The 25,621-nt window shown below is 66.8% G+C and carries 20 protein-coding genes; 11 read left to right on the plus strand and 9 right to left on the minus strand.

All coding sequences use genetic code 11. The annotated features are described in order from the left end of the window. Window positions 1–89: 89 nt before the first annotated feature. On the plus strand, window positions 90–1,532 hold the full coding sequence (locus tag M0R89_RS18660; RefSeq protein ID WP_248652588.1) for an aryl-sulfate sulfotransferase: 1,443 nt from the start codon (window positions 90–92) through the stop codon (window positions 1,530–1,532). A gap of 33 nt (window positions 1,533–1,565) precedes the next feature. On the opposite strand, the gene M0R89_RS18665 is transcribed toward M0R89_RS18660, so the two are convergent. Beyond that, complete coding sequence (locus M0R89_RS18665; protein WP_248652589.1) at window positions 1,566–1,778, minus strand: DUF7576 family protein; 213 nt, start codon at window positions 1,776–1,778, stop codon at window positions 1,566–1,568. A 98-nt stretch (window positions 1,779–1,876) separates the two neighbouring features. Here M0R89_RS18665 and M0R89_RS18670 point away from each other — a divergent pair, with 98 nt between their 5' ends. Then, window positions 1,877–2,221, plus strand: a complete 345-nt coding sequence (locus tag M0R89_RS18670; protein ID WP_248652590.1) for a KTSC domain-containing protein — start codon at window positions 1,877–1,879, stop codon at window positions 2,219–2,221. 36 nt (window positions 2,222–2,257) lie between these two features. Here M0R89_RS18670 and rtcA read toward each other — a convergent pair whose 3' ends face one another. After that, window positions 2,258–3,376: an RNA 3'-terminal phosphate cyclase gene (gene rtcA / locus M0R89_RS18675; RefSeq protein ID WP_248652591.1), complete on the minus strand. Its 1,119-nt coding sequence runs from the start codon at window positions 3,374–3,376 to the stop codon at window positions 2,258–2,260. Between the two features lie 136 nt (window positions 3,377–3,512). Between rtcA and M0R89_RS18680 the strand changes: the two genes are divergently transcribed. Then, window positions 3,513–3,713, plus strand: a complete 201-nt coding sequence (locus tag M0R89_RS18680) for a hypothetical protein (RefSeq protein ID WP_248652592.1) — start codon at window positions 3,513–3,515, stop codon at window positions 3,711–3,713. A gap of 472 nt (window positions 3,714–4,185) precedes the next feature. Here M0R89_RS18680 and hflX read toward each other — a convergent pair whose 3' ends face one another. Further along, entirely contained in the window at window positions 4,186–5,496 is a 1,311-nt protein-coding gene (gene hflX / locus M0R89_RS18685) for a GTPase HflX (protein ID WP_248652593.1), read from the minus strand. 342 nt (window positions 5,497–5,838) lie between these two features. Next, the gene (locus M0R89_RS18690; RefSeq protein ID WP_248652594.1) at window positions 5,839–6,144 is read right to left on the minus strand and encodes a HalOD1 output domain-containing protein; all 306 of its coding nucleotides are present in this window, start codon (window positions 6,142–6,144) and stop codon (window positions 5,839–5,841) included. A 334-nt stretch (window positions 6,145–6,478) separates the two neighbouring features. Between M0R89_RS18690 and M0R89_RS18695 the strand changes: the two genes are divergently transcribed. The 3 genes from M0R89_RS18695 (at window position 6,479) to M0R89_RS18705 (ending at window position 12,899) form a co-directional block, all read left to right on the plus strand. After that, window positions 6,479–8,065: an acetolactate synthase large subunit gene (locus M0R89_RS18695; RefSeq protein WP_248652595.1), complete on the plus strand. Its 1,587-nt coding sequence runs from the start codon at window positions 6,479–6,481 to the stop codon at window positions 8,063–8,065. 144 nt (window positions 8,066–8,209) lie between these two features. After that, entirely contained in the window at window positions 8,210–11,767 is a 3,558-nt protein-coding gene (locus tag M0R89_RS18700; RefSeq protein WP_248652596.1) for a PAS domain S-box protein, read from the plus strand. A gap of 67 nt (window positions 11,768–11,834) precedes the next feature. Beyond that, window positions 11,835–12,899, plus strand: a complete 1,065-nt coding sequence (locus M0R89_RS18705; protein WP_248652597.1) for a halocyanin domain-containing protein — start codon at window positions 11,835–11,837, stop codon at window positions 12,897–12,899. Between the two features lie 9 nt (window positions 12,900–12,908). Here the strand turns inward: M0R89_RS18705 and M0R89_RS18710 are convergent, their stop codons facing one another. After that, window positions 12,909–14,312, minus strand: a complete 1,404-nt coding sequence (locus M0R89_RS18710) for an NAD-dependent succinate-semialdehyde dehydrogenase (RefSeq protein WP_248652598.1) — start codon at window positions 14,310–14,312, stop codon at window positions 12,909–12,911. Between the two features lie 109 nt (window positions 14,313–14,421). Here M0R89_RS18710 and M0R89_RS18715 point away from each other — a divergent pair, with 109 nt between their 5' ends. The 3 genes from M0R89_RS18715 (at window position 14,422) to M0R89_RS18725 (ending at window position 19,134) form a co-directional block, all read left to right on the plus strand. Further along, window positions 14,422–15,720, plus strand: a complete 1,299-nt coding sequence (locus M0R89_RS18715; RefSeq protein WP_248652599.1) for an outer membrane protein assembly factor BamB family protein — start codon at window positions 14,422–14,424, stop codon at window positions 15,718–15,720. Window positions 15,721–15,906: 186 nt separating this feature from the next. After that, on the plus strand, window positions 15,907–17,175 hold the full coding sequence (locus M0R89_RS18720; protein ID WP_248652600.1) for an ABC transporter permease: 1,269 nt from the start codon (window positions 15,907–15,909) through the stop codon (window positions 17,173–17,175). Between the two features lie 318 nt (window positions 17,176–17,493). After that, a complete protein-coding gene (locus M0R89_RS18725) occupies window positions 17,494–19,134 on the plus strand; it encodes a putative glycosyltransferase family protein (protein ID WP_248652601.1) in 1,641 nt (546 codons plus the stop codon). A gap of 114 nt (window positions 19,135–19,248) precedes the next feature. Here M0R89_RS18725 and M0R89_RS18730 read toward each other — a convergent pair whose 3' ends face one another. Beyond that, entirely contained in the window at window positions 19,249–20,421 is a 1,173-nt protein-coding gene (locus M0R89_RS18730) for a tubulin/FtsZ family protein (RefSeq protein WP_248652602.1), read from the minus strand. 349 nt (window positions 20,422–20,770) lie between these two features. Between M0R89_RS18730 and M0R89_RS18735 the strand changes: the two genes are divergently transcribed. Further along, a complete protein-coding gene (locus M0R89_RS18735) occupies window positions 20,771–21,592 on the plus strand; it encodes a hypothetical protein (protein ID WP_248652603.1) in 822 nt (273 codons plus the stop codon). A 17-nt stretch (window positions 21,593–21,609) separates the two neighbouring features. Here M0R89_RS18735 and M0R89_RS18740 read toward each other — a convergent pair whose 3' ends face one another. Next, window positions 21,610–21,846 (minus strand): Rdx family protein, encoded by a 237-nt coding sequence (locus tag M0R89_RS18740; RefSeq protein ID WP_248652604.1) that lies wholly within the window; start codon window positions 21,844–21,846, stop codon window positions 21,610–21,612. Between the two features lie 66 nt (window positions 21,847–21,912). Beyond that, window positions 21,913–22,458: an Ntn hydrolase family protein gene (locus M0R89_RS18745; RefSeq protein ID WP_248652605.1), complete on the minus strand. Its 546-nt coding sequence runs from the start codon at window positions 22,456–22,458 to the stop codon at window positions 21,913–21,915. Between the two features lie 114 nt (window positions 22,459–22,572). On the opposite strand from M0R89_RS18745, the gene M0R89_RS18750 reads away from it, so the two are divergent. Continuing rightward, window positions 22,573–23,622: a Gfo/Idh/MocA family protein gene (locus M0R89_RS18750; RefSeq protein WP_248652606.1), complete on the plus strand. Its 1,050-nt coding sequence runs from the start codon at window positions 22,573–22,575 to the stop codon at window positions 23,620–23,622. A 359-nt stretch (window positions 23,623–23,981) separates the two neighbouring features. Here the strand turns inward: M0R89_RS18750 and M0R89_RS18755 are convergent, their stop codons facing one another. Further along, window positions 23,982–25,619, minus strand: a complete 1,638-nt coding sequence (locus M0R89_RS18755) for an alkaline phosphatase family protein (protein ID WP_248652607.1) — start codon at window positions 25,617–25,619, stop codon at window positions 23,982–23,984. Between the last annotated feature and the right edge of the window lie 2 nt (window positions 25,620–25,621).

Below are 25,621 nucleotides of genomic sequence, written 5' to 3' on the forward strand. Positions count from 1 at the left end.
AATTCGACCGACTAGGCGCTTAGTTTGCCCGCGCCGTCGGCGGGAAAGAGGACAAAACCCATATATCTCGGCTGGATGTATCGGGTTGTATGTCGAACGAGTCGAAGACGCGCTTTTCGCGGCCTTGGTTGGTACGCGGCGTGGTGTTATTGGTCATCGTGTCGCTGCTCGCCCCCTCCGCGGTCTCCGCCCTCACGTACGAACCGAGCGATACGAACCTCCAGAAGGGGACCATCGAGTCCCCGGCGAACGGAACCACGGTCATCTCGATTCAGGGCTTCAAGTTCAAAGGGCAGGCCAACGGGAAGAAGCCCGCGCGCCTCGTCGGAGTCGGTCCCCGCGGCGACGTCCAGTGGGTTCACAACGGGAGCGACAAGGGCATCACGTGGTTCTACGACGTGGACCCGACCGACGACGGGAACCTCCTCGTCACGGGAACTCAGCACGTCGCGGGACAGAAGGACCCGACGCTGGTCTACAAACTGAACCCCCAGACCGGCGAGAAACTCTGGACCGAGACGTTCGAGAGCGCCCACGACACCCACGACGTGGACCTCATCAACGGCGACCAACTGCTGGTCGCCAACATGCGAAACTACAACCCCGAGAAGAAGGTCAACGAGGACCGCATCTTCATCTACGACCGGAGCAAAGAGGAAGTCGTCTGGCAGTGGCAGTTCCGCAATCACACCGACTGGTCGAAGAAGCAGGGCGGCCAGTACGCCGCCAAGGACGGGAAGGGCGACGACTGGACCCACGTCAACGACGTGGACAAGATAGCCGAGGGCCAGTATCTCATCTCCCCGCGGAACATGGACCAGGTGATGGTCATCAATCGCTCCACGAAGGAGATCGACATGCGCCTCGGGAGCGACAACAACTACTCGGTGATGAACGAGCAGCACAACCCGACCTACCTCGAAAGCGAGAACGGGACGCCCACCATCCTCGTGGCCGACAGTCACGGTGACCGCGTGGTCGAGTACGCCAAGCGCGGCGGAGACTGGAAGCGCACGTGGGAAGTCGGGTCGCGCCAGAGCTTCAACTGGCCCCGCGACGCCGACCGCCTGCCGAACGGCAACACGCTCATCACCGACTCGAACAACCACCGAGTCATCGAAGTGAACTCGCAGGGCGAAATCGTCTGGGAGTTCTACGCGCCGTGGGCGCCCTACGACGCCGAGCGCATCACCTACGGCGACGAGGCGGGCGGCCCGACCATAGCCGACCAGAACGCCGAAGGCGACTACAAACTCACCGGGAGCGCGGGTCTTACGCCCGGCACCGGCGACAAACTGACCTTCTCGCAGTGGCTGACCGCGGCGTTCGCCGGAACACCCGTCGCCGAACCGGTCGGGTCGTTCGCCACGCAGTGGTCGAAGATCGCACCGTGGGTCCGGCCGGTCTGGATGGGTCCGTGGGACTTCGTCGGCGCAGTCGTCGCGGGACTCCTGCTGGTCGGTTGGGTCCTCGGCGAACTCGTGTACAACCGCAAGCGAATCTCCAGCGGCGTCAAGCGGCGCATCGCCTGAGAACGGTCGATTCCCGCTCGCCGGTCTCTCCTCTCAATCGTCGGTTTCGCGCTGGCGTTTCCACTCCTGAAGACACCCGTCGCTACAGAAGTGGTACGTCCGCACCGCCACGTCGCCGACCTCCGAGACGCTCTCCTCCTCGAACATGGGATGGGACTCGAACAGGTCGATGGTCTTCCCGCACACGATGCACCCCGCGTACTGCACGTCCCCGTCGCCGTCGTACTCGCCGTAGACTTCTGGCATGGCGTAGCGTAGGCGCGCGAGCGGGGTAGATGTACCGCCTGCCCGTTTCCGCGACCCGTCGGCCGGTGCATTGAACTGCTCGCCGTCGTACGCCCGGCATGAAGGCCGTCACGGTCGATGGAGAACGAATCGAGTGCGACGAACTGGAGGAGGGACGCCACGGGGTCGTCCTCTCGCACGCCGACCGGGTCGTGGGCTACGTCCCCTACGAGCGACTGGCGCGCGTCACCGAGACCAGAACTCCGGTCGCGTCGAGTTCCGTCCGGTCCATCGGCTACGACGAGGACGAGAACGCGCTCGAGATCGAGTTCCAGAGCGGCGGCATCTACCGGTACGCCGACGTGGCCCACTCGACGTACGAGGAGTTCCTGAGTGCGCGCTCTCACGGGTCGTACTTCCACGAGAACCTCCGGGGGAAGTACGACTACCACCGAGTCCGGTAGTCGAAACCTTCGTCGCTAACCGAGCAGGTCGGCGAGTCAACGCCGCTCGCCCGGCGCGGTCAGCACGGGCGGCAGGTCGCCGTCGCGGCCGTCTATCCCCACCTCGAAACCGAACTCGGTGACGAGGTCCACGCAGGTCCGCACGTGGTCCGTCACCTCGGGAATCGCCACCTTGCCTCCGGCCAGCGCGAGAAAGACGACGAGTTGGTCGCCGGTGTGGGAATCGACCGCGGCAGCGGTCGGTTCGGCCGACCTGACGGACGTTTTTCCTCCGGAGCGGTCTCCGTCGCTTTCCAGAAACGCGAGCGCCCGCTCGGCGGCCTTTCGGCCGACCGCTTCGGCCGACTTTCCTCGCTCGCCGAGCGCATCGAACCCCGCGGTCGTCCGCTCGTAGTCCAGCACGACCGCGAGCGCCGACCCCGGCGAAGCGGTCTCGACCGACGAGAGGGTTCGCTCGACGACGGAAATTTCGTTGGATGGCGCGTCGGCCTCGCGCAGGCGCTCGACCGCGCTCACGGCCTGTCGCTCGGCCACGTCGGCGTCGGCGAGGTCGGTCGACGCGGTCGAGAGAATCCGGACGCCGGTGAGGTCGCCGCGCTCGGTCAGGTCGAGTTCGGTCAGGTCCGACCGCGAGGCGGGCGCGAGCCACAGGGTCGCCTCGCCGCCGCCCGCGGGGTAGAACCCGGTCCGGTCGCACTCGACCGCGGCGTGGACGCCCACCTCGCGGACAAGCGGAAGCTTGACTCGCCGGTAGTGGGCCGTCGTCGGCGACCACTTCACGTCGGTCCCGCCGGTCGCGGTGACGGCCAGCGGGCGGTCGAGGCGGAGCGCGACCGGCAGGAGCGCGTCGAACAGCAGGGCGACGCTCCCCGCGGTTCCGATGTCCACGGTCACGCGGCCACCCGTCGGCGACCCCGGCCGGAACGTCAGTTCCTCGGCGCCCAACTCCGCGCCCGACACCTCGGCGTCGCAGAGTTGCGCCGCGGCGTCGACGGCCGCGAGGTGCTGGGGCTTGAGGCCCGGCGTCGGTCGGTCGCCCCGGACGTTCGTCATCCGGAACGGCCGGTCGGCGACCGTCGAGAGCGCGAGCGCGGTCCGGACCAGTTGGCCGCCGCCCGCGCCGCCGTCGAGTTCCAGCAGGTCGTCGTCGGTCATGGAACGGGGTTCGGGCGGGGTCTCGGTCAAGGCTTCGGTCGGGGCGGAGAAACGGTTACGACCGCGCCCGGCGTACCGACTGTAGGGGAGAACCATGACTACCGAACGCACCCGAAGGAGACCGACTCGACGCCGCGTGAACCGCCTGCGCGAACTGGAGAGTCGGGTCGAACGGCTAGAGGACGAACTCCGGTGGCTCCGGCGAGCGCTCGAAGCGAACGACGAGCGCGCCGGCACGACCGCGGTCGGGCCGTGTCCGAACTGCGAGACCGGCGTGCTGACCGCTCGCGGAGGCGAACTCCGGTGTTCTGCCTGCGAGTTCAGCAAGTTCCTCTGACCGAGATTTATCGGCTCGGCCACCGAACCACCGACGATGATACGAAACCGCGACGAACTGGTGCCCGGCCGACCGCCGAGCGACGAGTCGTCCGACTCGCAGTCGAGAGCGGCGGTCCGGGGAACTCGCCCTCGACTGCGTCTCGACGGACACCGACGGCCGCGACGGCGGGACCGACGCGGACGCCGCGATTCGGACCGGACAGACCGGCACGAACGTCAACGACCTCCGGGTGCTGGTCGTCGGCGACGAGGGTGAGGAATCGGCCGAATAGACATACATGTATTGTTTTACTAATGAAAAATCTCTTTATAACCCTCCTGTGTATTTCTACCGGCGAGGCACGGCCGGGCGTCCTCCCCGCAGGCGCCCGGCCGCTTCGACCGGCGGCGCTCGGCCGACCGACCGCCGCGGCGGGGTCTCGGAGGCGGTCTCTCCGAGTTCTCCGTGAGATGCCGGTTCGGGACGCGAGCTACCGACCCTCCGACGAATTTGGTTCGAGGGCCGAGGCCCTCGATTTCGCGCGTTCGACGACCGGTCCCTTCGCCGCGAACTCGACTCGAACCTCGCCGCCGGCGTAGGTCACGTCCGACACCTCGGCGCGGTCGTAGAGCCAAGACACCACGCTCATCGCGTCGTCGTCGTTCGGGAGCGCGAGTTCGACCGTCCGGCGGTCCGAGAGCGCGCCGGCGATTCGCTCGCGCAGCGCGTCGAGGTTCCGTCCCTCGCTCGCGCTGACGGGCACGGGGTCGGCCGAGAGTTCCACCGCGGACTCCGCCGCCACCTCGGCGGCGACCGCCTCGCGCTCGGCGCACTCGTCGGCCGAGAGTAGGTCTGTCTTGTTCAGGGCCACGACGACCTCGCCCTCGGCGGCCTCTAGCAGGTCGAAACTGGTTTCGAGTTTCCTCCGGAGTTCGGTCGGCGGGTCACCGGCGTCGGCGACCAGCACTACGCAGTCGGCGGTCTCGGTCTCCGAGAGCGTGCCGTGGAACGACGCCACGAGGTCGTGGGGCAGGTCGCCGACGAACCCCACGGTGTCGGTCACGAGCGTCCGCCGCCCCTCGACGGTGGCCCGCCGCGTCGTGGTGTCGAGCGTCTTGAACAAACGGTCCTCGATTTCGGCCGTCGCGTCGAGGTCCGCGTGGTCGACCTCGCGGTCCTCGAAGTCGAGGTCGTCGGCGAGGCGGTGCAGGAGCGTCGACTTCCCGGCGTTGGTGTAGCCGGCGAGCGCGACGAACTCGAAGCCCTCCTCGCGTCGTCGCTCCCGGCGGGCCTCCGCGTCGTCGCCGAAGTCGGCGAGTTTTCGGTCCAACTCGTCGATGCGGTCCAGCACGTCGTAGTACCGGGTGCCAGACTCGGTGAACTTGTTCATCGCCTGCTCCTGGGTGCTCTCGCGGATTCGCGGGAGGTTCCACTCCAGCGTGGCGCGCTCGACCTGCAACTCGGCGCGCTTGCTTCCGACCTGCTCCTCGAAGATGTCGAGGACGAGGCGGTGTCTGTCCACGACCGTCGTCCCGTCGGGACACAACTCCGCGAGTTCGACCGTCTGGGTCGGCGTGAGGTCGTTGTCGAACACGACCAGACTCGCGTCGGTCTCGGCGACCGTCTCGGCTAACTCCTCGGCCTTCCCACGGCCGAACTGGAGCGACGAGTCCTCCGGACGGGTCTGGGTCACGCGAGCCACGACTTCGTGGCCCGCGGCCTCGGCGAGTGCCGCGATTTCGTCGGTGTCTGGACTGCCGTCGTCTACGCGCTTGGCGATAACTGCGTCTCGAGATTGCATGGATGGGTTCGATGGCTGGCGATTGCTCGTCGCTACCCCGACAAATCTCGGCGAGGCCGCGTTCTCGGGCCGTCGGCCTCGAACTACCGAATCGCAGACCCGAACCGGACGACGCCCTGCGGACGAGGCGAGAAGAGAGCGCGAACGACTACGACGACGCGGCGTGCGAGCGACTGACTGGGCCCCGACTCGCGGCCGCGGACGTTCGTCCGGTCAACGACTGTGGAAAGAGAGCTTCATTCGACCGTACACACGGTTGCTCGCTTTTCCGCATAAAACTTCGCCCAGTGTGCCAACAGTTGCCACTAAGTCCGTTTCCACCGGCGACGGCTATTCGCCCAGTCACGTTCTGATGACGATTCGTCCGTAGTCCTTGACTCGAATCTCGTACTCGTTGTACGTGAACTGGACGACGGCGTCCCGACTGGTGTCGCCGGGTTTCGGCCGAAACAGTTCGTCGAGCGCGTCCGGGTCTACGGTCGCGGACCCGTAGAGCGGGTCGAAGTCGGTCACGTCCCTGCCGGTCAGTTCCATCAGCGCGAGCGCCACCGCGACGCTCGGAGGTTCCGACGGGTAGTCGTAGGTCGTCCGGTAGGTTCCGGTCTCCAAGTCGAAGTCGATAATTTCGCGCTTTCGTTCGAAGCTCATCCTCGTCCTCTAGTAACTCGTAATGCGGAGTACCGCCTTCAACCGGGGTGTTGCTTCCGACGCTCCCGGGGTGAAACGAGGTGTTGAGAAATTGTCAGTCGGGGTTTCGATTCCAAACGTTGCGTTACGCTTCGGGAGGGTCCGAGCGCCCCCGACCGGTTCGCACCGCTCGGAGGTCAGAACGCCGATTCGGTAGTGTCGCTTTTCCCAATTTCCGCCTGTCGTTACCGTATCGTAACCACTCCGTGAGTCAAAGACACCGCGAAACGGTCCGTCGTTCGGCGAGTCGAACCGGCAGTGGAAGCTATGGGGCGCGAACTCGTAACTGGGTTCCATGAACACAGCAGAGGTTCTCGTGGCCGGACTCGAACGCGAGGGCGTCGAGTACGTCTTCGGACTTCCGGGCGAGGAGAACGAGGCGACCATGTTCGCGCTCCGGGACTCAGACATCACCTTCGTCCCGGTGCGCCACGAGCAGGGCGCGGCCTTCATGGCCGACGTGTACGGCCGACTGACCGGCGACGCGGGCGTCTGCCTCTCGACGCTCGGACCGGGCGCGACCAACCTCCTGACCGGCGTCGCCGACGCGAACCTCGACAAGGCCCCGTTGGTCGCCATCACCGGGCAGGGCAGTCTCGAGAGTCTCCACGTCGAGAGCCACCAGAAACTCGACGTGGTGGACATGTTCGCCCCGGTGACGAAGTGGAACGCCCAGATTTCGGACCCCGGCATCGTCCACGAGTCGGTCCGGAAGGCGTTCAAGACCGCCGAGTACGAGAAACCCGGCGCGACCCACCTCGAACTCCCCGAGGACGTGGCCTACGAGGACTGCGAGGTCGAACCGATGGAGAGCAGGGGCCGGGTCCGCAGGCCCGAACCCGACGTGCCGTCGCTGGACCGCGTGCGGGACCTCCTCGGCGATGCCGACCGACCCATCGTCATCGCGGGCAACGGCGCGGTCAGAACCGACGCCAGCGAGGACCTCCGAGCGTTCGTGGGCAAATACGACCTCCCGGTGGCCGCGACCTACATGGGCAAGGGCGCGGTGTCGGACGCCGACGACCACTCGCTTCTCACGCTCGACTCGGGCGACCACGAGGAGGCGTCTGACGCCATCAAGTCGGCCGACCTCGTGATAACCGTCGGCTACGACATCGCCGAACACGACCCCGCCGACTGGAACCCGGACGCAGACACCACCATCGTCCACGTGGACAGCGAACCCGCGGAGGTGTACGAACACTACAACCCGGACGTGGAGGTGGTCTCCGACATCGCGGCGGCGGTCCGAGAACTCGACGCCTGCTGCGAGGAAATCGACGCCGACTTCGAGACCGACTGGTACGACGACCTGCGCGAGCATATCCTCGACGACGTGAGTCACGACCACGAGTCCGGCGACCCGTTCACCGTCGAGCGAGTGCTGCCGGTCCTCCGCGAGGCGATGGCCGACGACGACGTACTCATCTCGGACGTGGGGAGCCACAAGATGGCCATCGCCCAGAACTACCCGACGTACGAACCGAACACCTGCATCGTCTCGAACGGTCTCGCCTCGATGGGCATCTCGGTGCCCGGCGGCCTCGCGGCCGACCTCGCGGTGGACTCGAACGTCGTCGCCGCGACGGGCGACGGCGGATTCATGATGAACGCCGCCGAAATCGAGACGGCGACCAGAGTCGGGTGCGGGTACACGATTCTGCTGTTCCGGGACGACGAGTATCGACTGATTACCGAAGAGCAGGTCGAACACCGCGGGGAACACTTCGGCACCGAACTCTCGAACCCCGACTTCCAGACGTTCGCCGAGAGCTTCGGCATCGAGGCGTATCGCCCCGGGGACTGGGACGAACTCGCGGAGGCGCTCGACGAGGCCGTCCCGAGCGACGAGGTGTCGCTGGTCGAAGTCGTGCTGGAGTAGGGGCGGCCGAGCGACGACCGAGCGGTGACTAGTGACGACCGACGCCACAGCGGTGACCGGCGACGACCGAGAGGCCGAGTAGCGCGTGGCCGATTCGAGTCCGAGACAACGGACTCATTACGGAGCGTACGCCACTATTATGCCGTGCAGTCTCCGGGACACGCGCGCAACCACACGCCGCAGCTACAGGTCCTCTACGTCGGAGACGGTGGTCACGCCGCCGCGCGCGGGGTCGCCGACCTCCGGGAGCGAACCGACGTCGAAGTGACCCGGGTGACGACCGCGACCGCGGTCCTCGACCACCTCCAAGCGGGAACGGTGTCCTGCATCGTCTGTGCGGTTCCGCTCGCCGACGTGGACGTTCTCACGCTGCTCGACGGGGTCCGGGACGTCTCGCCGGACGTCCCCTTCGTCGTCGTGAGCGCGACCGACGACCCGGACCTCGCCTCGGCGGTGCTTGCCCGCGAGGGAACCGATTACGTCCGCTGGCGCGGAGAGTCGTACCAGCCCCGCCAACTGGTCCAGCGCGTCGAGAGCGCCGTCGACCACTACCGAGCGAGTCGGACGGCCAACTGGACGACCGCCTACTTCGACGCGCTCGTGAATCAGGCGCCGGACGCGGTTCTCACCATCGACGCCGCCAACAGAATCGTCTTCGCCAACCCCGCCGTCGAGGAAGTGTTCGGGTACGCGCCCGAGGAACTGGTCGGCGAACCGCTGACGACCGTCGTCCCCGAACACCTCCGACAGTCCCACATCGACGCCTTCCGACGCTATCAGGAGACCGGCGAGCGGACGCTCGACTGGGACTACGTCGAGATGCCCGGGCGTCACCGCGAGGGCCACGAGGTCCCGCTGTCGCTGTCGTTCCGGGAAGTCACCTACGACGGGCACCGGTTTTTCTCCGCCATCGTCCGCGACGTGACCGAACGAAAGCGGGCCGAGGACGACCGCCGCCTCCTCCACGCGACGACTCGGTCGGTCGCGGCGGCCGACACGTTCCTCAACGGCCTCGAAGCGACGATAGCGGAGGTGTGCGACGCGACGGAGTGGGCGTACGGCGAGGCGTGGGTCCCTTCGGACGACCGGACGCACCTCGAACGGACCGACGCGGCCTACGCCGTCTCGGACGCCTACGAGTCGTTCCAGCGGGTTTCGGGAGCGACGTCGTTCGCCGCGGGGGAGGGACTGCCGGGCCGGGTCTGGGAGCGCACCGAACCCGTCTGGATGGAGGACGTGACCGCGCTCGGCCCCGGCGTCTTCCCCCGAACAGATGACGCCGAGGACGCCGGGTTGCGGACCGCGCTCGGCGTGCCCGTCCTCGACGGGGACGAAGTCGTCGCCGTCCTCGCGTTCTACATGCCCGAAGTCAAGTCGTTGGACGACCGACTCGTGGACATCGTCACCACCGTCGCGGCGGAGTTGGGCGAACTGATAGTCCGTCGGCGGGCCGAGGACGAACTCAAGCGCGAGAAGGAGTTCACCGAGGGCGCGCTGAACGCGCTGCCGGACATCTTCTTCACGTTCGACCCCGACGCGCGACTGCGCCGATGGAACGAGGAGGTCAACGCGGTGACGGGGTACGACGACGAGGAACTCGACGGCCTCCCCGCGGTCGAACTGGTCGCGGACGACGAGGCCGAGCGCGTCGTCGAGACCGTCGAGCGCGTGTACGAGATCGGTTCGGCGCGGTTGGAGGCCAATCTCCTGACCAAAGACGGCCGCGAAATCGCCTACGAGTTCACGGGCGCGCTGTTGACTGACGACGAGGGCGACCCGCTCGGTATCGCCGGCATCGGTCGAGACATCACCGACCGCAAGCAGCGGGAGGCCGAACTCGAAGCGTCGCGAGAGAAGTACCGGAAACTGGTCGAGACGGCCCCGGACGCGGTCTTCCTCGTCGACGCCGAGACCGGAACGATAATCGACACGAACGACGCCGCGGAGCGACTGCTCGGCAAGTCCCGCGGCGAAATCGTCGGGATGCACCAGACGGAACTCCACCCGCCGGACGAGACCGACCGCTACCGGCGCCTCTTCGAGAGACACGTCGAGTCCGGCGGCGTGATTCAGGACGACGAGTACTACTACGTCGTCCGGGACGACGGCAGCGAGGTACCGGTCGAAATCAGCGCCGGCATCACGGAAATCGGCGGTCGGACGGTGAACCAAGCGGTGTTCCGGGACATCACCGACCGGAAACAGCACGAGGAGACGCTGGCGGGACTCCGGGAGGTGACGCGCGACCTGATGGCCGCCGAAACCAAGTCGGATATATGCCACGTCGCCGTCTCGACGGTGCGCGACATCCTCGACCTGCCCGTCTGCGGGGTCCACCTCCTCGACCCGGACGAGCGAGTCCTCCGTCCCGCCGCGGTGACCGAGGAGGCCGAAGCGCTGTTCGACGGCGTGCCGAGTTTCGAGGAAGGCGAAGGACTCGTGTGGGGCGTCTACACGTCGGGGACGCCGCGACTCTACGAGGCCGTCTCCGAACACGAGGACGTTTACAACCCCGAGACGCCGGTGAGAACCGAGATGATTCTGCCGCTGGGCGACCACGGGACCCTCACGGCGGGGTCGACGTGCGACGAGGAGTTGACCGAAGCGAAACTCGACCTCGCGAAGATACTGGCGGCCAACACCGAGGCGGCCCTCGACAGGGCCGACCGCGAGCGGACCATCGAGCGCCAGCGCGACCAGTTGCAGGCGGAACTCGACGAGGTGTTCGAGCGCATCGACGACGGCTTCTTCGCCCTAGACGAGGAGTGGCAGTTCACCTACGTGAACGACCACGCCGAGCGACTCCTCGGCGCCGACCGGACGGACCTGTTCAGCGGCACTATCTGGGAGGTCCTCCCCGAGATTCGGAAGTCGGAGGCCCGCGACGCCTTCCACCGGGCGGTCGAGACCCAGACTCACGTCTCCCACGAGGAGTACGTCGACGCGCTCGGGGCGTGGTTCGAGTTCCACGCCTACCCCTCCCAGAGCGGTCTCTCGGTCTACGTCAGGGACATCTCCGACCGGAAGCGTCGGGAACAGCAACTCGAACGCCAGAACGAGCGACTCGAATCGTTCGCCAGCATGCTCGCCCACGAACTCCGGAACCCCCTCTCCATCGCCCAGATTTACCTCCAGACGGCCGAGGACGGGGACGAGTCGGCGTTCGAGCGGGTGGCCGACGCCCTCGACCGCATGGAGGACATGATAGACGTCCTGCTGGTGATGACCCGCGGAGGCGAGGCGGCCACCGATCCCGAACTCGTCTCGCTTCGCGAGGCGGCGGGCGAGGTGTGGGCGGACGTCGGCGGCGAGTGGGACCGACTCGAAGTGGTGACCGACGCCCGGGTCGAAGTCGAACCCCACCACCTCCGACACCTGCTCCAGAACCTGCTCCAGAACGCGGTGGAACACAGTCCCGCGGACGGTTCGACGGACGCCGGCGACGGCTTGACGGTCCGAGTCGGCGCGCTGGAGGACGGATTCTACGTGGAGGACGACGGGGACGGAATCCCGGAGGACGACCGGGAACAGGTCTTCGAGGCGGGGTACACGACCGACGACGTCGGAATCGGTCTGGGACTGACGTTCGTCGCGCAACTCGCGGAGTTGTACGGGTGGGAGTGCGACCTGACCGAGAGCGAGTCGGGCGGCGCTCGGTTCGAGTTCTCGGACGCGACCGTCGTTCCCTCCGGAGAGTCGTAGCCCGGTTTTCACTCGCTGGGAACGAGAGGGGGTTTATATTGCCCAATCGGCGGAACGTCCAACTACGATGAACTCCGACAACTCCCGTTCCGGTGGCGCGATGGACCGACGAACCTTCCTGAAGGGCGCGGCGGGGGTCGCTGGCGTCGCAACTGTCGGCGCAGGTGCGGCCGACCCCGCGAAAGCGCAGTCGCCCTTCGGCGGGTGGTTCGACAACGTCTCGAACTACGACGGCGTGGTCGACGAGACCGGCAGTTCTGAGGTGACGATTGAGGTCGGCGCAAAAGGCAACAACGGCAACTTCGCGTTCGGCCCGGCGGCGGTCCGAGTCGACCCGGGTACGAAAGTCGTCTGGAAGTGGACCGGGAAGGGCGGCAGTCACAACGTCACGGCGGAGGACGGGTCGTTCGAGAGCGAGATGTCCGGCGAGCAGGGCCACACGTTCTCCCACAAGTTCCAGCAGAAAGGCGTCTTCAAGTACGCCTGCACGCCGCACAAGGCGATGGGCATGAAGGGCGCCGTCGTCGTCGGCACCGACGCGGCCTCGGGTGCCGCGTCGAGTAGCGGCGCTTCCGACGGTAGTTCCGGAGAATCGGGCGGTTCCGGCGGTTCGGGCGGCGAGAAACTCGGCGACTGGTTCGGGAACGTCTCGAACTACGACGGCGTGGTCGACCGGACCGGCGAGTCGGAAGTCACGGTCGAAGTCGGGGCAAAAGGAAACAACGGGAACTTCGCGTTCGGTCCCGCCGCCGTCAGAGTGGACCCCGGCACGACTGTCGTCTGGAAGTGGACCGGCAAGGGCGGAAGCCACAACGTGGTGGCCGAGGACGGGTCGTTCAAGAGTAAAACCTCCGGTGCGCAGGGCCACACCTTCGAGCAGACGTTCGACGAGACGGGACTGTTCAAGTACGCCTGTACGCCGCACAAGGCCATGGGCATGAAAGGCGCCGTCGTCGTCGGTAGCGAGGCCGCCCCCGACGCGAAAGCGGTCCAACCGTCGGGAACCGGTTCCGGGTCGGGGTCCGGCGGGTCGGACCTCGGCGAGACGTTCACCCTCGGGGTCGCCGGAGCGCTCGTCGTCGGGATACTCGGCCTGCCGGTCGCCGAAGTGCGCAAGCGACGCCGCGAGTAGGGCGAACGACTACTCGTTCGTCGTGTGGACGTCTTCCTCGCTCGCGTCGGCCTCCTGCACCCAGACCGTCTTCTTGTTCACGAACTCCTCGATGCCGTGTTGGGCCAGTTCGCGGCCGTACCCCGAGTCCTTCACGCCGCCGAAGGGCACTCTCGGGTCGGACTTCACGAGTTCGTTGACGAAGGTCATCCCGGCGTCGATACGGTGGGCGATGCGCTCGCCGCGGTCTAGGTTCTGCGTCCAGACCGACGCGCCGAGGCCGAGGTGAACGTCGTTGGCGACCTCTATCGCCTTCTCCTCGCTCTCGACCTCGAAGACCGCCGCGGCGGGGCCGAAGACCTCCTCGCGGGCCGCCGCCGAGTCGCGGGGCACGTCGGTCAGCACGGTCGGCGGGTAGTAGAACCCCTCGCGGTCGAGCGGTTCGCCGCCGAGTTCGAGCGTCGCGCCCGCCTCCACGGTGTCCTGCACCTGCTCGTGGAGGTCGTCCATCAGGTCCTCGCGGGCCTGCGGGCCGAGGTCGGTGTCGTCGTCGGTCGGGTCGCCGACGGTCAGGTCGTCCATCTCGGCGACGAACTTCTCTAACCACTCGTCGTACACGTCGGTGTGGACGACGAACCGCTTGGCCGCGATGCACGACTGTCCGGCGTTTATCGTCCGGGCAGTAGCGCCGGTCTCCGCGGCGGCGTCGAGGTCGGCGTCGTCCAACACGACGAAGGGGTCCGACCCGCCGAGTTCGAGGACCGACTTCTTCAGGTTCTCGCCCGCCGTCTTCGCCACAGAGCGACCCGCGCGGGCGCTCCCGGTCAGCGTGACCGCCTTCACCCGGTCGTCCTCGATGACCTGCGCGGCTCGGTCGGAGTGGACGATGAGCGACTGGAAGACGTCCTCGGGGTAGCCCGCCTCCTCGAACACCTCTTGAATCGCCTCGGCGCACCCCGGTACGTTCGAGGCGTGCTTGAGCAGGCCGACGTTGCCCGCGGTCAGGTGGGGCGCGGCGAACCGGAAGACCTGCCAGAACGGGAAGTTCCACGGCATGACCGCCAGAATCGGCCCGAGCGGTTCGTACGAAACCGAGGTCTCGGCGTGCGAGGGACCGGGCCGTCGCTCGGTCTGGAGGTGGTCGGCGGCGTTCTCGGCGTAGTAGTCACAGACCCACGCGCACTTCTGGACCTCCGAGCGCGCCGACGCCAGCGGCTTGCCCATCTCCTTCGTCATCAGTTCGGCGTATTCGTCTTCGTTGTCTCGGAGGACTTCGCCGGCGTTTTCGAGCAGCTGTTGGCGCTTCCGGATGGGCACGTCCTTCCACTCCGCGAAGCGCTCGGTCGCGCGGTCGAGCGCGGCCTCTACGTCCTCTTCGGAGTCGTCGGGAACCGGGTCGAGCGACTCGCCAGTGGCGGGATTGAGTCGGTCCATGTCGTATGCAATTCGTCGCCCAACAGGTTGTAGCTTCGGGCGCCAGCGGAGCGACGGAGTACGGAAAGACAGTTGTAGTCGCCCGCATAAATTAGCCGTAGTTGACACGATGTCCTCCAACGACGCCAGTTCGCGCCGTACGCTGCTGCGGGTCGCAGGTGCGACGCTCTCGGGTACCCTTGCAGGGTGTGCCGGTACCAGCCGGAGTTCACCGGACGGCGACGGAACTGCTGTCTCGTGTTCGAGCGCAGACCACCCGTACCCGAGCGATTGGCCCCTCGCTGGCTACGACAGTCGGAACACGGCCGCCAACCCGGAAGCGACGGGTCCGAGGGAATCGGTCGGCGTCGAGTGGACCGCCGACGGACTCCGTTCGGTCTGGGGAACACCGGTCGTCGCGGGCGAGAGCGTCTACGTCCAAGAGACGTCAACCCGTCTCAGCGCGTTCGCCCGGGAGACCGGTGGGAAGCGATGGTCGGTGGAGTTGACCGAGACCGGCGACTCGCAGGCGACGACGTCTCACTCCGGTCCCCATCTTACGCCGGCAGTCGCTGGCGACACGGTGTACGTCGGCGGCGGAACTATCGCGGTCGAAACGGACGGTCCGCGCGTGGAACGCACCGACAACCGCGTCCGCTTGTACGCCATCGACCGTCACGACGGCACGACTCGGTGGACCGTCCGACCCGACCATTACGTCGCCACCGCACCGGTCGTCGTCGGCGACACCGTCCTGTTCGCCACGCTGGCCGGGACTCTATACGCCGTCGATACCGGACGCGAGCGAGTCGCGTGGCGGTCCACGCTCGACGGTCTGGAAGCCCCAATACCGACCCCGGCCGTGGCGGACTGCAGGTGTTACCTGACCACGGTCGAGAACGGTCTGTACGCGCTCGATGTTTCGACCGGCCAGCGGAAGTGGCACCTCCCGGCGGTCGGTTCAGGTTCCCCACCGGCCGTCGCGGACGGCCTCGTCTTCGTCTGCGGACGCGACGGGACGGTTGCGGCCGTCGACACCGAGACCCAGTCCGTCGCGTGGCGGTTCGACGCGGGGCGTGCCGTCTCGACGGCGTCACCGGCGGTGGCCGGGGGCACCGTCTTCGTCGGCGACGCGGACGGCGACGCCGGAGACGAGGCGGCGCGTATCCACGCTCTCGACGCGACGACCGGCGAGGAGGTCTGGTCGGCCCGGACCGAGGAGTACGTGAACGCGTCTCCAGCGGTCGCCGACGGTCTCGTCTACGTCGCGGTCCGCGACGAAATCCGGGCGCTCGACGCGGCCACCGGCGAGCAGAAGTGGCGGTTCGACGCGAGCGGTTCCATCCGCGCACCGCTCTCGGTCGCGGACGGAACCGTGTTCGCGGGGACGCTGAACGGGCGAGTGTACGCGCTCGGCGAGTCGTCGTAGCGCCCGCCGTCGGTGACGACTCGCCTCTCGTTCGACCACCCGCTCCCGACCGTTTCGGCCTTTTCGACGACCTAACTCGGCGGTAACACGGCGTTTCGGTTCGGGGGTTTTTGTCTCTCGGCGTCGTACCGGCGGCAAGGAAACCCGAAGCGGGCGGCGCTCCGAACGGGGGACCGGAGGAACACGATGAACGTCATCGAGGGGGCACGAATCAGTTGGCGCAACATCCGAGAGCACAAGCTTCGCTCGACGCTGACGACGTTGGGCGTCATCATCGGCGTCGCGGCGGTCATCACGTTCGTCACGCTCGGCGCGAGTCTCCAGCAGGACATCATCAGCACCGTCGCCGGCGGCAACGCCGCGACGATGTACGTGACCGCCCAGTCGCCGGGAGACAGTCGCATCCCGTCTATCGGCGGTGGCGGCGGTGGCTCCGTCGTGTTCACCCAGCACGACGTCGAGCAGATACGTCAGCTTCAGGGCGTCGAACTCGCCGCCCCGGAGAGCGGCATCGCCGCGTCGTCGGTCACGTACAACAACTCCAGCGTCGGGCGCCAGTTCATCACGGTGTCTTCGCCGAGTTACTTTCAGGTCCGAAACATCGATTTCGTCGCGGGCAGACCGTACCGGACGGGCGAGCGCGAGGTGGTGTTGAACAAACCCGCGGCGCGCATGTTCGGCGACAACGTGACGGTAGGTTCGAACATCTCGTTCACGCGGGCGGCGACCAGCGAGCAGTTGAACGCGACGGTCGTCGGCATCGTCGAACCGAAGGGCGGAGGCGACGTTCTCGGGTTCAGTCAGGGCAGCGCCGACCCCCGCATCTACGCACCGACCGAACCGTACTACCTGCGGACGACCCAGAGCCCGACCACTCAGCAGGAGCAACTCGTCTACGGGCGAATCCTCGTGACCGCCGAATCGCCGAGTCAGGTCGACGCGGTGCAGGGCCGGGTCTACAACTACCTCGGGCAGAACTCCGACGCCCGCCAACTCAAGTCCCAGTCCTACCAGTTCGAGGTGACGACCCAGGACCAGATAATCGGGCAGGTCAAGCAGTTGACCAGCACGTTCACCGCCTACATCACGGGCATCGCGGTCATCTCTCTCATCGTCGGGTCCATCGGCATCGCCAACATCATGCTGGTCAGCGTCACCGAGCGAACCCGCGAAATCGGCATCATGAAAGCGGTCGGCGCGCAGAACCGCGACGTGCTCCAGTTGTTCCTCGTCGAGGCGGTGATGCTCGGCGTCCTCGGGTCGGCGCTCGGTGCGGTCGTGGGCATCGCCGGCGGCTATGCGGGAGCGCAGGCCATCGGACTACCGCTCGCGTTCCAGCCGATTTGGTTCGTCGCGTCGGTGGTCGTGGGCGTCCTCGTCGGCGTCCTCGCGGGACTGTACCCCGCGTGGGACGCGGCCCACACGGACCCCATCGACGCGCTCCGGTACGAGTAGCCGATTCAGGTCACGTAGCCGACACCTACGGCCGATACCGTGTCAGCTTTTCTCAGTCCTACACCGGTCGTCCGCCGGAGGCAAGCCGCCTCGCCGGCACGCATCGGTGGCGCGGGGCGCGCCTCGGCCGCAAGACGTTTAGTTCGTTTCGAACCGTTCGCGTCGAAACCCGAGGTTGAACGCCGCGGGCGAGAAGTAACGACGCGGCGGGTCTCGGGGCCGGCCTCGCCGGCCCGAATAGCCACTGGATAACAAAGGACCCCCGACGACAAAGGAGGGTCAAGACCAACGCGTCCGGTTGGACGCGAGGAGTCCTCTATGACCGAACAGAACGTATCACACGAGACGACGGTACGCGAACGGGGATGGAAACGGGAGTTTCTCTGGCTCGCGCCCGCGCTCTTGTCCGGAATCGTATTGTTTTACGTCTACCTTCGCTCGCACCCCTACCCCTCGTTCGGGGCGGGACTGTACCTCCTCATCGCCGAGCGCATCTCGGAACTGGGCTACGCCCTCCCGAAGACGATTCCCCACTACACGAGGGGCGGCGTCCCGTTCGCCTACCCGCCGCTGATGTTCTACGCGGTCGCGGTGATACGCGACCTGACGGGGATCGACCCCATCACCATCTCGCGGTTCCTGCCGGGACTCGTGAGTCTGGTGTATCTCGTTCCGCTGTACCTGTTCGCCCGCGACCTGCTCGGGTCTCGACCGCAGGCCGCCCTGACCAGCCTCCTCGTCGCGGTGAGTCCGCCCGTCCTCCAGTGGCACATCTCGGCGGGCGGCATCGTCCGGGCGCCCGCGTTCCTGTTCGCGCTCACGGGCATCTACGCCGGACTGAGACTCTACCGGGACCGCGACCAGCGGTGGGTCGTCCCGTCGCTCGCGCTGTTCACGATGACCATCCTGACCCATCCGGTCTACACCGTCTTCTTCGCGCTGTCGTACTTCCTGCTGTTCCTCCAGTTCGAGCGCACGCTGTGGGGGCTTCTTCGGGGCGCGGTGGTCGGGTTCGGCGGCATCCTGCTGGCCGCGCCGTGGTGGACGCAGGTGATGGCCTACCACGGCATCGACGTGTTCACCGCCGCCGCGGGGACCCACGGCGGCATCGGCGGTGGGGTCCCGTCGCTGTCGTCGCTCATGAACGTCAACCTCCAGAGCCTCTTCGTCGGGAGCGCCCTGTCGCTGCTGGCGCTCGTCGGCATCGCCTACCTCCTGAAGGAACGGCGGTTCTTCCTGCCCGTCTGGTTCGTCGCGGTCACGGTCGTCATCGGGAAGGCCCGGTTCTCGATGCTGGTCGGGTCGTTCATCGCGGCCGTCTTCCTGCTGGAGTTCGTCGGCGCGAAACTCAAAGAGCGGTCCGCGCTCGGCGTGGGTCGGCGCGGCGTCGTCACGGCCGCGCTGGTCCTGATAATGACCGTCGGACTCGCCGGCGGTGCGATGTACGCGACCGGCGAGGTGGACGCTCACGCCGGGAGTCCGTCGCTCCCGCAGTTCATCGACCACGACGACGTGGAGGCGATGGAGTGGGCCCAGCACAACACCAAGCCGAGCGCCACCTTCGTCGTGCAGGGCGACGCCGCCGAGTGGTTCCCCCAGCAGACCCACCGGACTATGCTCGTCGGACCGTGGGGCGTCGAGTGGAAGGGCCACGGGCCGTACAACCGCCAGTTGGGGCTGTTCCGGGACGTGTCGTCGTGCAACAGCGCTCACTGCATGACCCGGACGCTCTCCGAGGAGGGCGTCATGCCGGACTACATCTACCTCCCGAAGGGGAAGTTCACGGTCCGCGGGATGCAGTACCAGCGCACCAGTAAACTCGCGATGTCGATGCACCTCTCGCCGAAGTACCGGACCGTCTTCGAGAACGACGGCGTCATCATCTTCGAGGTGATGGGCCAGAGTAGCGGGGAGCAGTCGGGGAGTTCGGGGACGGACGAGACTGCGAGCGACGGGTAGTCCGAACGAGTTCCGGAAGAACGCCGGAGTGAACACGGAGACGGTCAGAGCGAACCCCGGCGGAAGTCACGACGAAACACGGAACACCCCGCGCGAGGCCCGAAGGGCGACGGTTCAGAACAGCGGGTCCAACTCGTTGTCGTCGTCCTCGATGAGTTCGGTCGTGCTCTCTTGGCTCTGGGACCGAATCTCGTCGATGTTGTCCTGCGTCTCGACCGCGACCTCCTGCAGTTCCTCGACTCGCGGGACCTGCGAGACGCCCGACAGCAGGACCACGCCGGCGACCTGGTCGGCGTCTTCGACCGGGTAGTCGCCGCCTCGGACCTCCATCGACCCGGTCTGGTTTTCGAGCCACTTCCGGCCCTTCTCGACGCCCTTGCGGTTCAGATACTCGGGCGGTCCGCTGGCGACCAGCAGCGACCGCTCGGCGCTGTCGATCTCGCACGGGAGGGTGAGTCGCCCGAGCGCCGCCTTCCGGACGAGACTCGTGATTCGGTTGGTCGCGTGGGTCGAGTCCACGTCCTCGGTCCCGTCGCTCTTGAACCGCGAGAGCAGGCCGCCGGAGGGGTTCTCGACCTCCTCGGCGGCGTAGCCGATGGTCGAGACGCCGCCGGTGGCGAGCGTGTTGATAATCTCGCTGGAGTCCACGACGCTCTCGCCCACCGCGTCGTCGCCGCTGACCTCGCCCGCGCCGAACAGGATGCCGAAGCGCCGGACGATTTCCTCGTTGATACGGTCGTAGCCCGACCCGACGCTCTCGCCCGCTTCGCGCCACGCGTCGTTGTCGAACACCAGCAGGTTGTCCACTTCGCGGACGAACGTCTGGAACGACCGCGCGGCGTTGAGCGTGTAGATGCCGCCCTCGTCTCTGCCCGGGAGGACGCCGAGTCCGTACACCGGTTCGGTGTAGATGCGCTTGAGATACTTGGCGAGGACGGGCGCGCCGCCCGACCCCGTGCCGCCGCCCATCCCCGCGACGACGAGGAACGCGTCGATGTCGTGGACCGGGACGTTGTCCACCGCGCCCTGTACCTCGTCGATGTCCTCCTCGGTTATCTCGGCGCCCAGCTCGTTGTCGGCGCCGACGCCGTGGCCCTTCACCCGCGACTGGCCGATGAGGACCTGATTCTCCTCGGGAACGTGGTCGAGACCCACGAGGTCGGCCTTCGCAGTGTTGACCGCCACGGCCGAGCGAACCGCTTCGCCGCCGGTGCGCCGGTCGTACTCGATGAACTTGTCAACTATCTTGCCGCCGGCCTGCCCGAAGCCGATCATCGCGAGTTTCATCTCGACCCCTCCGTCGCGTGGTTCAATCGGTGCCTGTCGTCGGCGCTGACGGCACCTGTAACGTCGAAACTACTCCCGTACTGGCTGGTATACATTCCGTAGCCCCCGCGGGGGTAGACCACGGGAACCGTGATAAATCCTCAGCACGGTTTTGTCTCTCGGACGACAATCGTCGGCCTCAGGGCGGGCGTAACGACCGGGCGTCGGACGCCTACCGAACGCGGTGGCGGAGAGTCGCTACGCACCGAAATCACCGTTACCGATACCCGGGAGGCGGAACTTAGGACGGGAGATAGTGACCGAAAGGATTAGTTAGATATTCTCCAAGAACGTCAGTGGACGGGAAACCATGAAGCGAACGTTCCTCGTCCCGTTCGTCCTCTTGGTCGTGTGTAGCGCACCGCTGGCTTCGTCGGTAGCGACGGTCACGTCGGGCGCATCGCAACCCCAGTCGTTCGCACAGGGCAACGCGACTGCGTACCCGCCGGGTCTCTCGGCGGACGGGGTGACGGACCCGCTCGCGCTGGCGGACGCCCACCGGGAGGCGCTCGCCAACGCCTCCTACACGCTGGCGACGTCGTACGCGTTCCGCCGACCGAACGGGACCGTACTGAGTCAGGGAGTCACCACGACCCGAGTCGCGCCGGGTGGGAGGCCGTACTACGCGGTGACTTCCCAAACCCAGCGTAACGCCACCCGACCGCTCGGAATCGCCCGGTACGAACTCGCGACGTGGGCGAACGAGACCCGCGCGGTGACGGCCCGACAAGTTCGGGGCGGCGAACCGACCTACCGGGAGGTCAATCGCGAGCGAGCGCCGTTCGACCCGAACGCCCAGTGGGAACTGCTGTACAGCGCCTTCGCGGCGACGAACACCACCGTCGTCGAGCGGTTCGAGCGCGACGGAACCACGCTGTTCCGCGTCGTCTCGACCGAACAACCGGGACCGGAACTGGCGTCCCTGTACGGCGGGTCATACAGTCTCGTGGCCGTCGTAGACTCGCGGGGCATCGTTCGGACGCTCCAGCAGACCTACCGGACGACGGTCGAGGGCCGGTCGACCGTCGTCTCGCGAACGGTCCACCTCACTCGTATCGGAAACACCACGGTCGAGCGCCCGGACTGGTACGAGAAAGCGGTGGCTAACGGGACGACGAACGGGACGAGATAATCGGTTCGGCGGGCCGACTACGCCGACGCTCGCTGGCCGACCGACTCCACGATGGCGTCCACGTCGAACTCGTCCTCATCCTTGTCGAAGACCTGTTCGCCGTCGGCGCGAACCTCGAACACGCCGCTGTCGCCCGTCACCAGCGCGACGGAGTCGAGTCGCTCGCCGTACTCGCTGAGAAGCGCGTGCTGTACGTCCTGTGCCCGGTCGAGCATCCCGCAGGGGACGCAGTACTCTATTTCGACGCTCGTCATGTTCACGCGGAGCTACTTTTCCCGCTCACTTAAAGGAACGTCCGCGGACGCGTCCCGCGAGCGACCTCACGGACTCGCCGAACCGCCTTCGAGTCGGTAGGTGTCGATTTCCGACCCGGTGTCGGTGTCGCGGTCGGCCGCGGCTTCTACGGCGTCCCGCGCGAGTTCCTCGGCGTCGTCCAGCGAGGCGCCCTCCTCGCGGCCTTCGAGGACGCCGAGCGCCAACTGCGCGCCGGACCCGAACGCGGCCACGTCGTCGCCCAAGATGGACCCGTCGCTCCGGACGCCCCGGACGCGGGCCGCGCCGTCGTCGTCGCGGGCCGCGACGACCGCCTCGACGCCCTCGTCGTCGGCGATGTCGCTGGCGACCGTGGCGAGTCGGGTGACGCTCATCGGGTCGCCGTGTTCGGTCTCGTGGGACTGTACTTCGGCTTCCAGTCTACGCCGGAACTCGTCGATACCGCCAGATTCGCCGACGGCCGCCGCGCCGACGTCGCCGAAGTCGAAGACGTGGCGCTTGTCGTCGCTGGCCACGGTGTTGCCCGCGGTGTGGCGTCGGTCCCCCGCCAGCACTGCCCCGCCGTCCGCTTCGATGGCGACGATGGTTGCCATGTCGAGACAGAGGACGGCCGGCCGGAAGTTCGTTGTTGCCGACGGCGACGCCGGCCGACGACCCGGCGAACGGCCGAAGAATGAATTACTACTCTCGTAGTCCTAGCGACACGGATGTCTCAGGCCGAAAAACTCCGAGTGGGCGTCGTCGGCGGCGGCTACATCGGAACCACGGTGGGCGGACAGTTCAACACGGACCCGCGTTCGACGGTGACGGCGCTGGCTGACGTGAACCAAGAAACGAGGCGCACGGCGGGCGATGCCCTCTACGTCGGCGACGGCTCTCAGTACGAGGACTACCGCGAGATGTACGACAGCGAACCGCTCGACGCGGTTCTCGTCGGCACGCCTCACACTCTCCACTACGAGATGGTGACGGCGGCGCTCGACCGGGACCTCCACGTCTTCTGCGACAAGCCGCTGACCACCGACTTGGAGGAGGCCCGGGAGTTGGCCGAACGCGACGAGGAGAGCGAACAGGTCTTGATGGTCGGCTACCAGCGCCACCTCAACCCGGCGTTCCAGACCGCCCGCGAGCGGTGGCAGGGCGACGCGGGCGAGTCGGACGCCGACGCCGCGGGCGGGGAGTCGAACCCGGACCCCGACTTCCTGAGCGCCGAAATCACCCAGAACTGGATATCCCGCTTCGAGGACACGTGGCGGACCGACCCCGACCTCTCTGGCGGCGGCAACCTCTACGACACCGGGAGCCACCTCGTGGACGCGGTGCTGTGGACCACGGGTCTGGTCCCCGAGGAGGTCAGCGCCGAGATGGTGTTCGCAGACGACGAGGGACGGGTGGACGAGCGCGCCATCCTGACCGTCGAGTTCAAGAGCGGCGCGCAGGGGACCATCTCGGTCCACAGCGACGCGCCGTGCGTGCGCGAACACATACACGTGTGGGACGAGGAGGGCGCGGTCTACCTCGAAGGTCGCCAGTGGGAGAAGCGAAAGTTAGAGCGCGTCGACGAGGACAGCACGACGGTCATCCCCTACATCGACCGGAGCCAACAGCGCTCGAAGGCCGAGGCGTTCATCGACTGCATCGAGACGGGCGAGACGCCGCCCGCGACGGCCCGCGACGCGCTGGCGGTCACCGCGCTGACCGAGGCGGCCTACGAGTCGGCGCGGAGCGGCGAGCGGGTCTCGGTGGACGTAGAGTAAGGTGTAGATTGCTCTAAGAACGGTAAATATTTCTCTGCGGCCGACGCGGTCGGTTTTCCCTTCTCAACCGGCGGTGTCGGCCGAGACGACGACGACGGTTTCCCCTTCCGGCCAACCGGAGCGAAGTCAGTCGAACAGTTCGCCGTTGAGACCGTCGGTTCCGTGCCAGTACGCGCGGAAGACGAGGTATCCGAAGCCGACGGAGACGCTGACCGCGACGGCCGTCGCGAGTAGTTCCATGACCGAGTCACTGCGGCGCAGTCACATAATCGTACTGTTCGGTTCCCGAACTCGCGTTCCGGGACTCACGACCGCGGACGGGCGCGGACGCCGGCGGAATCGCGGCGATTCGAACGCACTCACTGTTCGATGTCGCCGACCACGTCTCGCACCGCGCGCTTCGCTTCGACTTTCCCGTCGAATCGCTCTCGCTCGCCGCGAACGTCCACCACGTCGTCGCGGACCTCGCCGTCCATCTCCTCGGGTACCGGCACGTCGAGCAGCGAACACGCCGTCGGCGCGAAGTCGGTCAGGTCCACGGTCACGCCGGTCTCGCTCTCGACGGGGTCGCCCCACGCGTAGAAGATGCCGTGCATCTCGTGTTGCGAGGTGTGGGACCCCGTTTTGGGCGGGTCGGCGAACACGCGCTTGGTCTTCATCGTCTGCGGGTACTGAATCTGGTAGCCCGGTGCGGGCATGCAGACCAAATCGGGGCGCGTCTCGTCGTACTCGTCGCCGTACACGTCCTCGCCGTAGAGAACTGAGTCGATGACCCGTTCGCCGCGCTCGGGGTGTTCGATGGCGAGCAGTTCCTCGCGCAGGCGGTCGCGGACCTCGTCGTACTTGCCGGGCAGAATCGCGCCCTCCTCGTGGTCGTCGGTGTTGAGGTAGACCTGTCCTCCGCTGGCGACCGTGAACGCCGCCGTCTCGCTCCAGTCGATGTCCTTGCGCGAGATGGTCAGCAGTTCCGCGAGGTCCGGCCCCGACCCGTCGCCGTTGGTCCGGGCGACGCCCATCTTGAGCTTCGAGAACAGGTTGAGTTCGCTCATCACCGTCTCGACGGCGTCGTAGACGTAGTTGTACCCGAACTGCTTGAGTCGGGTCCACGGCCGGTCCTCCAGTTCGAGGTAGCCCGCCTGATAGAGCCACGAGTTGAGGTTGATGGTCTGGTAGACCGGACCGTGGCCGTGGTCCGAGAGGACCATCATCGTGTCGTCGTCGCCCATCCGCTCCATCACCCATCCAAGGAAGTCGTCGTAGAGTTCGAGCAGTTGGAGCGGCTTGTCGTCGTACCGGGCCGCGACCTGCGGGTCGTGCTTCGGGTGGGTCTCGTCCAGCACGTGCCCGAGGACGTGGAGGACGTTGTCCGGGCCGGAGAACACCAGCGAGTAGAAGTCACAGCCGTACTCCTCCACGAGGAGTTTGGCGACTTCGATGCGATTCCGCTCTATCTCGAAGAAGGTGTCGAGCAGGCCGCCGAGGTTGTCCCCGTCGGTCCCGTCGTCGTAGCTCTCGTAGGGGTCCACGTCGTACTCGCCGACGCGGTCCTCGATGTCCTCCTCCAGTCGGTCGGGGAAGGCGAACGACCCCGAGGAGGGCGTCGTGATGTTGTCCGAGACGTGGAACCCGGAGGTCCGGGAGGGCGGGTAGCCCGGCATGACGTTCATCACGCCCGACCGTTTCCCCTCGGCGTCGAGATACTCCCAGACGGGGACCGACTGCTCGCGGAGGGTATCGGCGTTGACGAACTCGGTGCCGTAGCCGCCCTCCTCCTTGAGCATGAAGTTGTAGACGCCGTGATTGCCGGGGTTGCGTCCCGTGGCGAACGAACTCCACGCTATCATCGAGAGCGGCGGCACCGTCGACCGCGTCGTACCGTCGGTGCCCTCGGCGCGCATGCGCTCGAAGTTGGGAAGCCGTCCGGCGTCGATGCCCCTATCGACCAACTCGGGCGGGACGCCGTCCAACCCGAAGACGTAGACTGAGCCCTCGCTCATGG

The organism is Halorussus limi, from assembly GCF_023238205.1.
GTDB lineage: Archaea > Halobacteriota > Halobacteria > Halobacteriales > Haladaptataceae > Halorussus > Halorussus limi.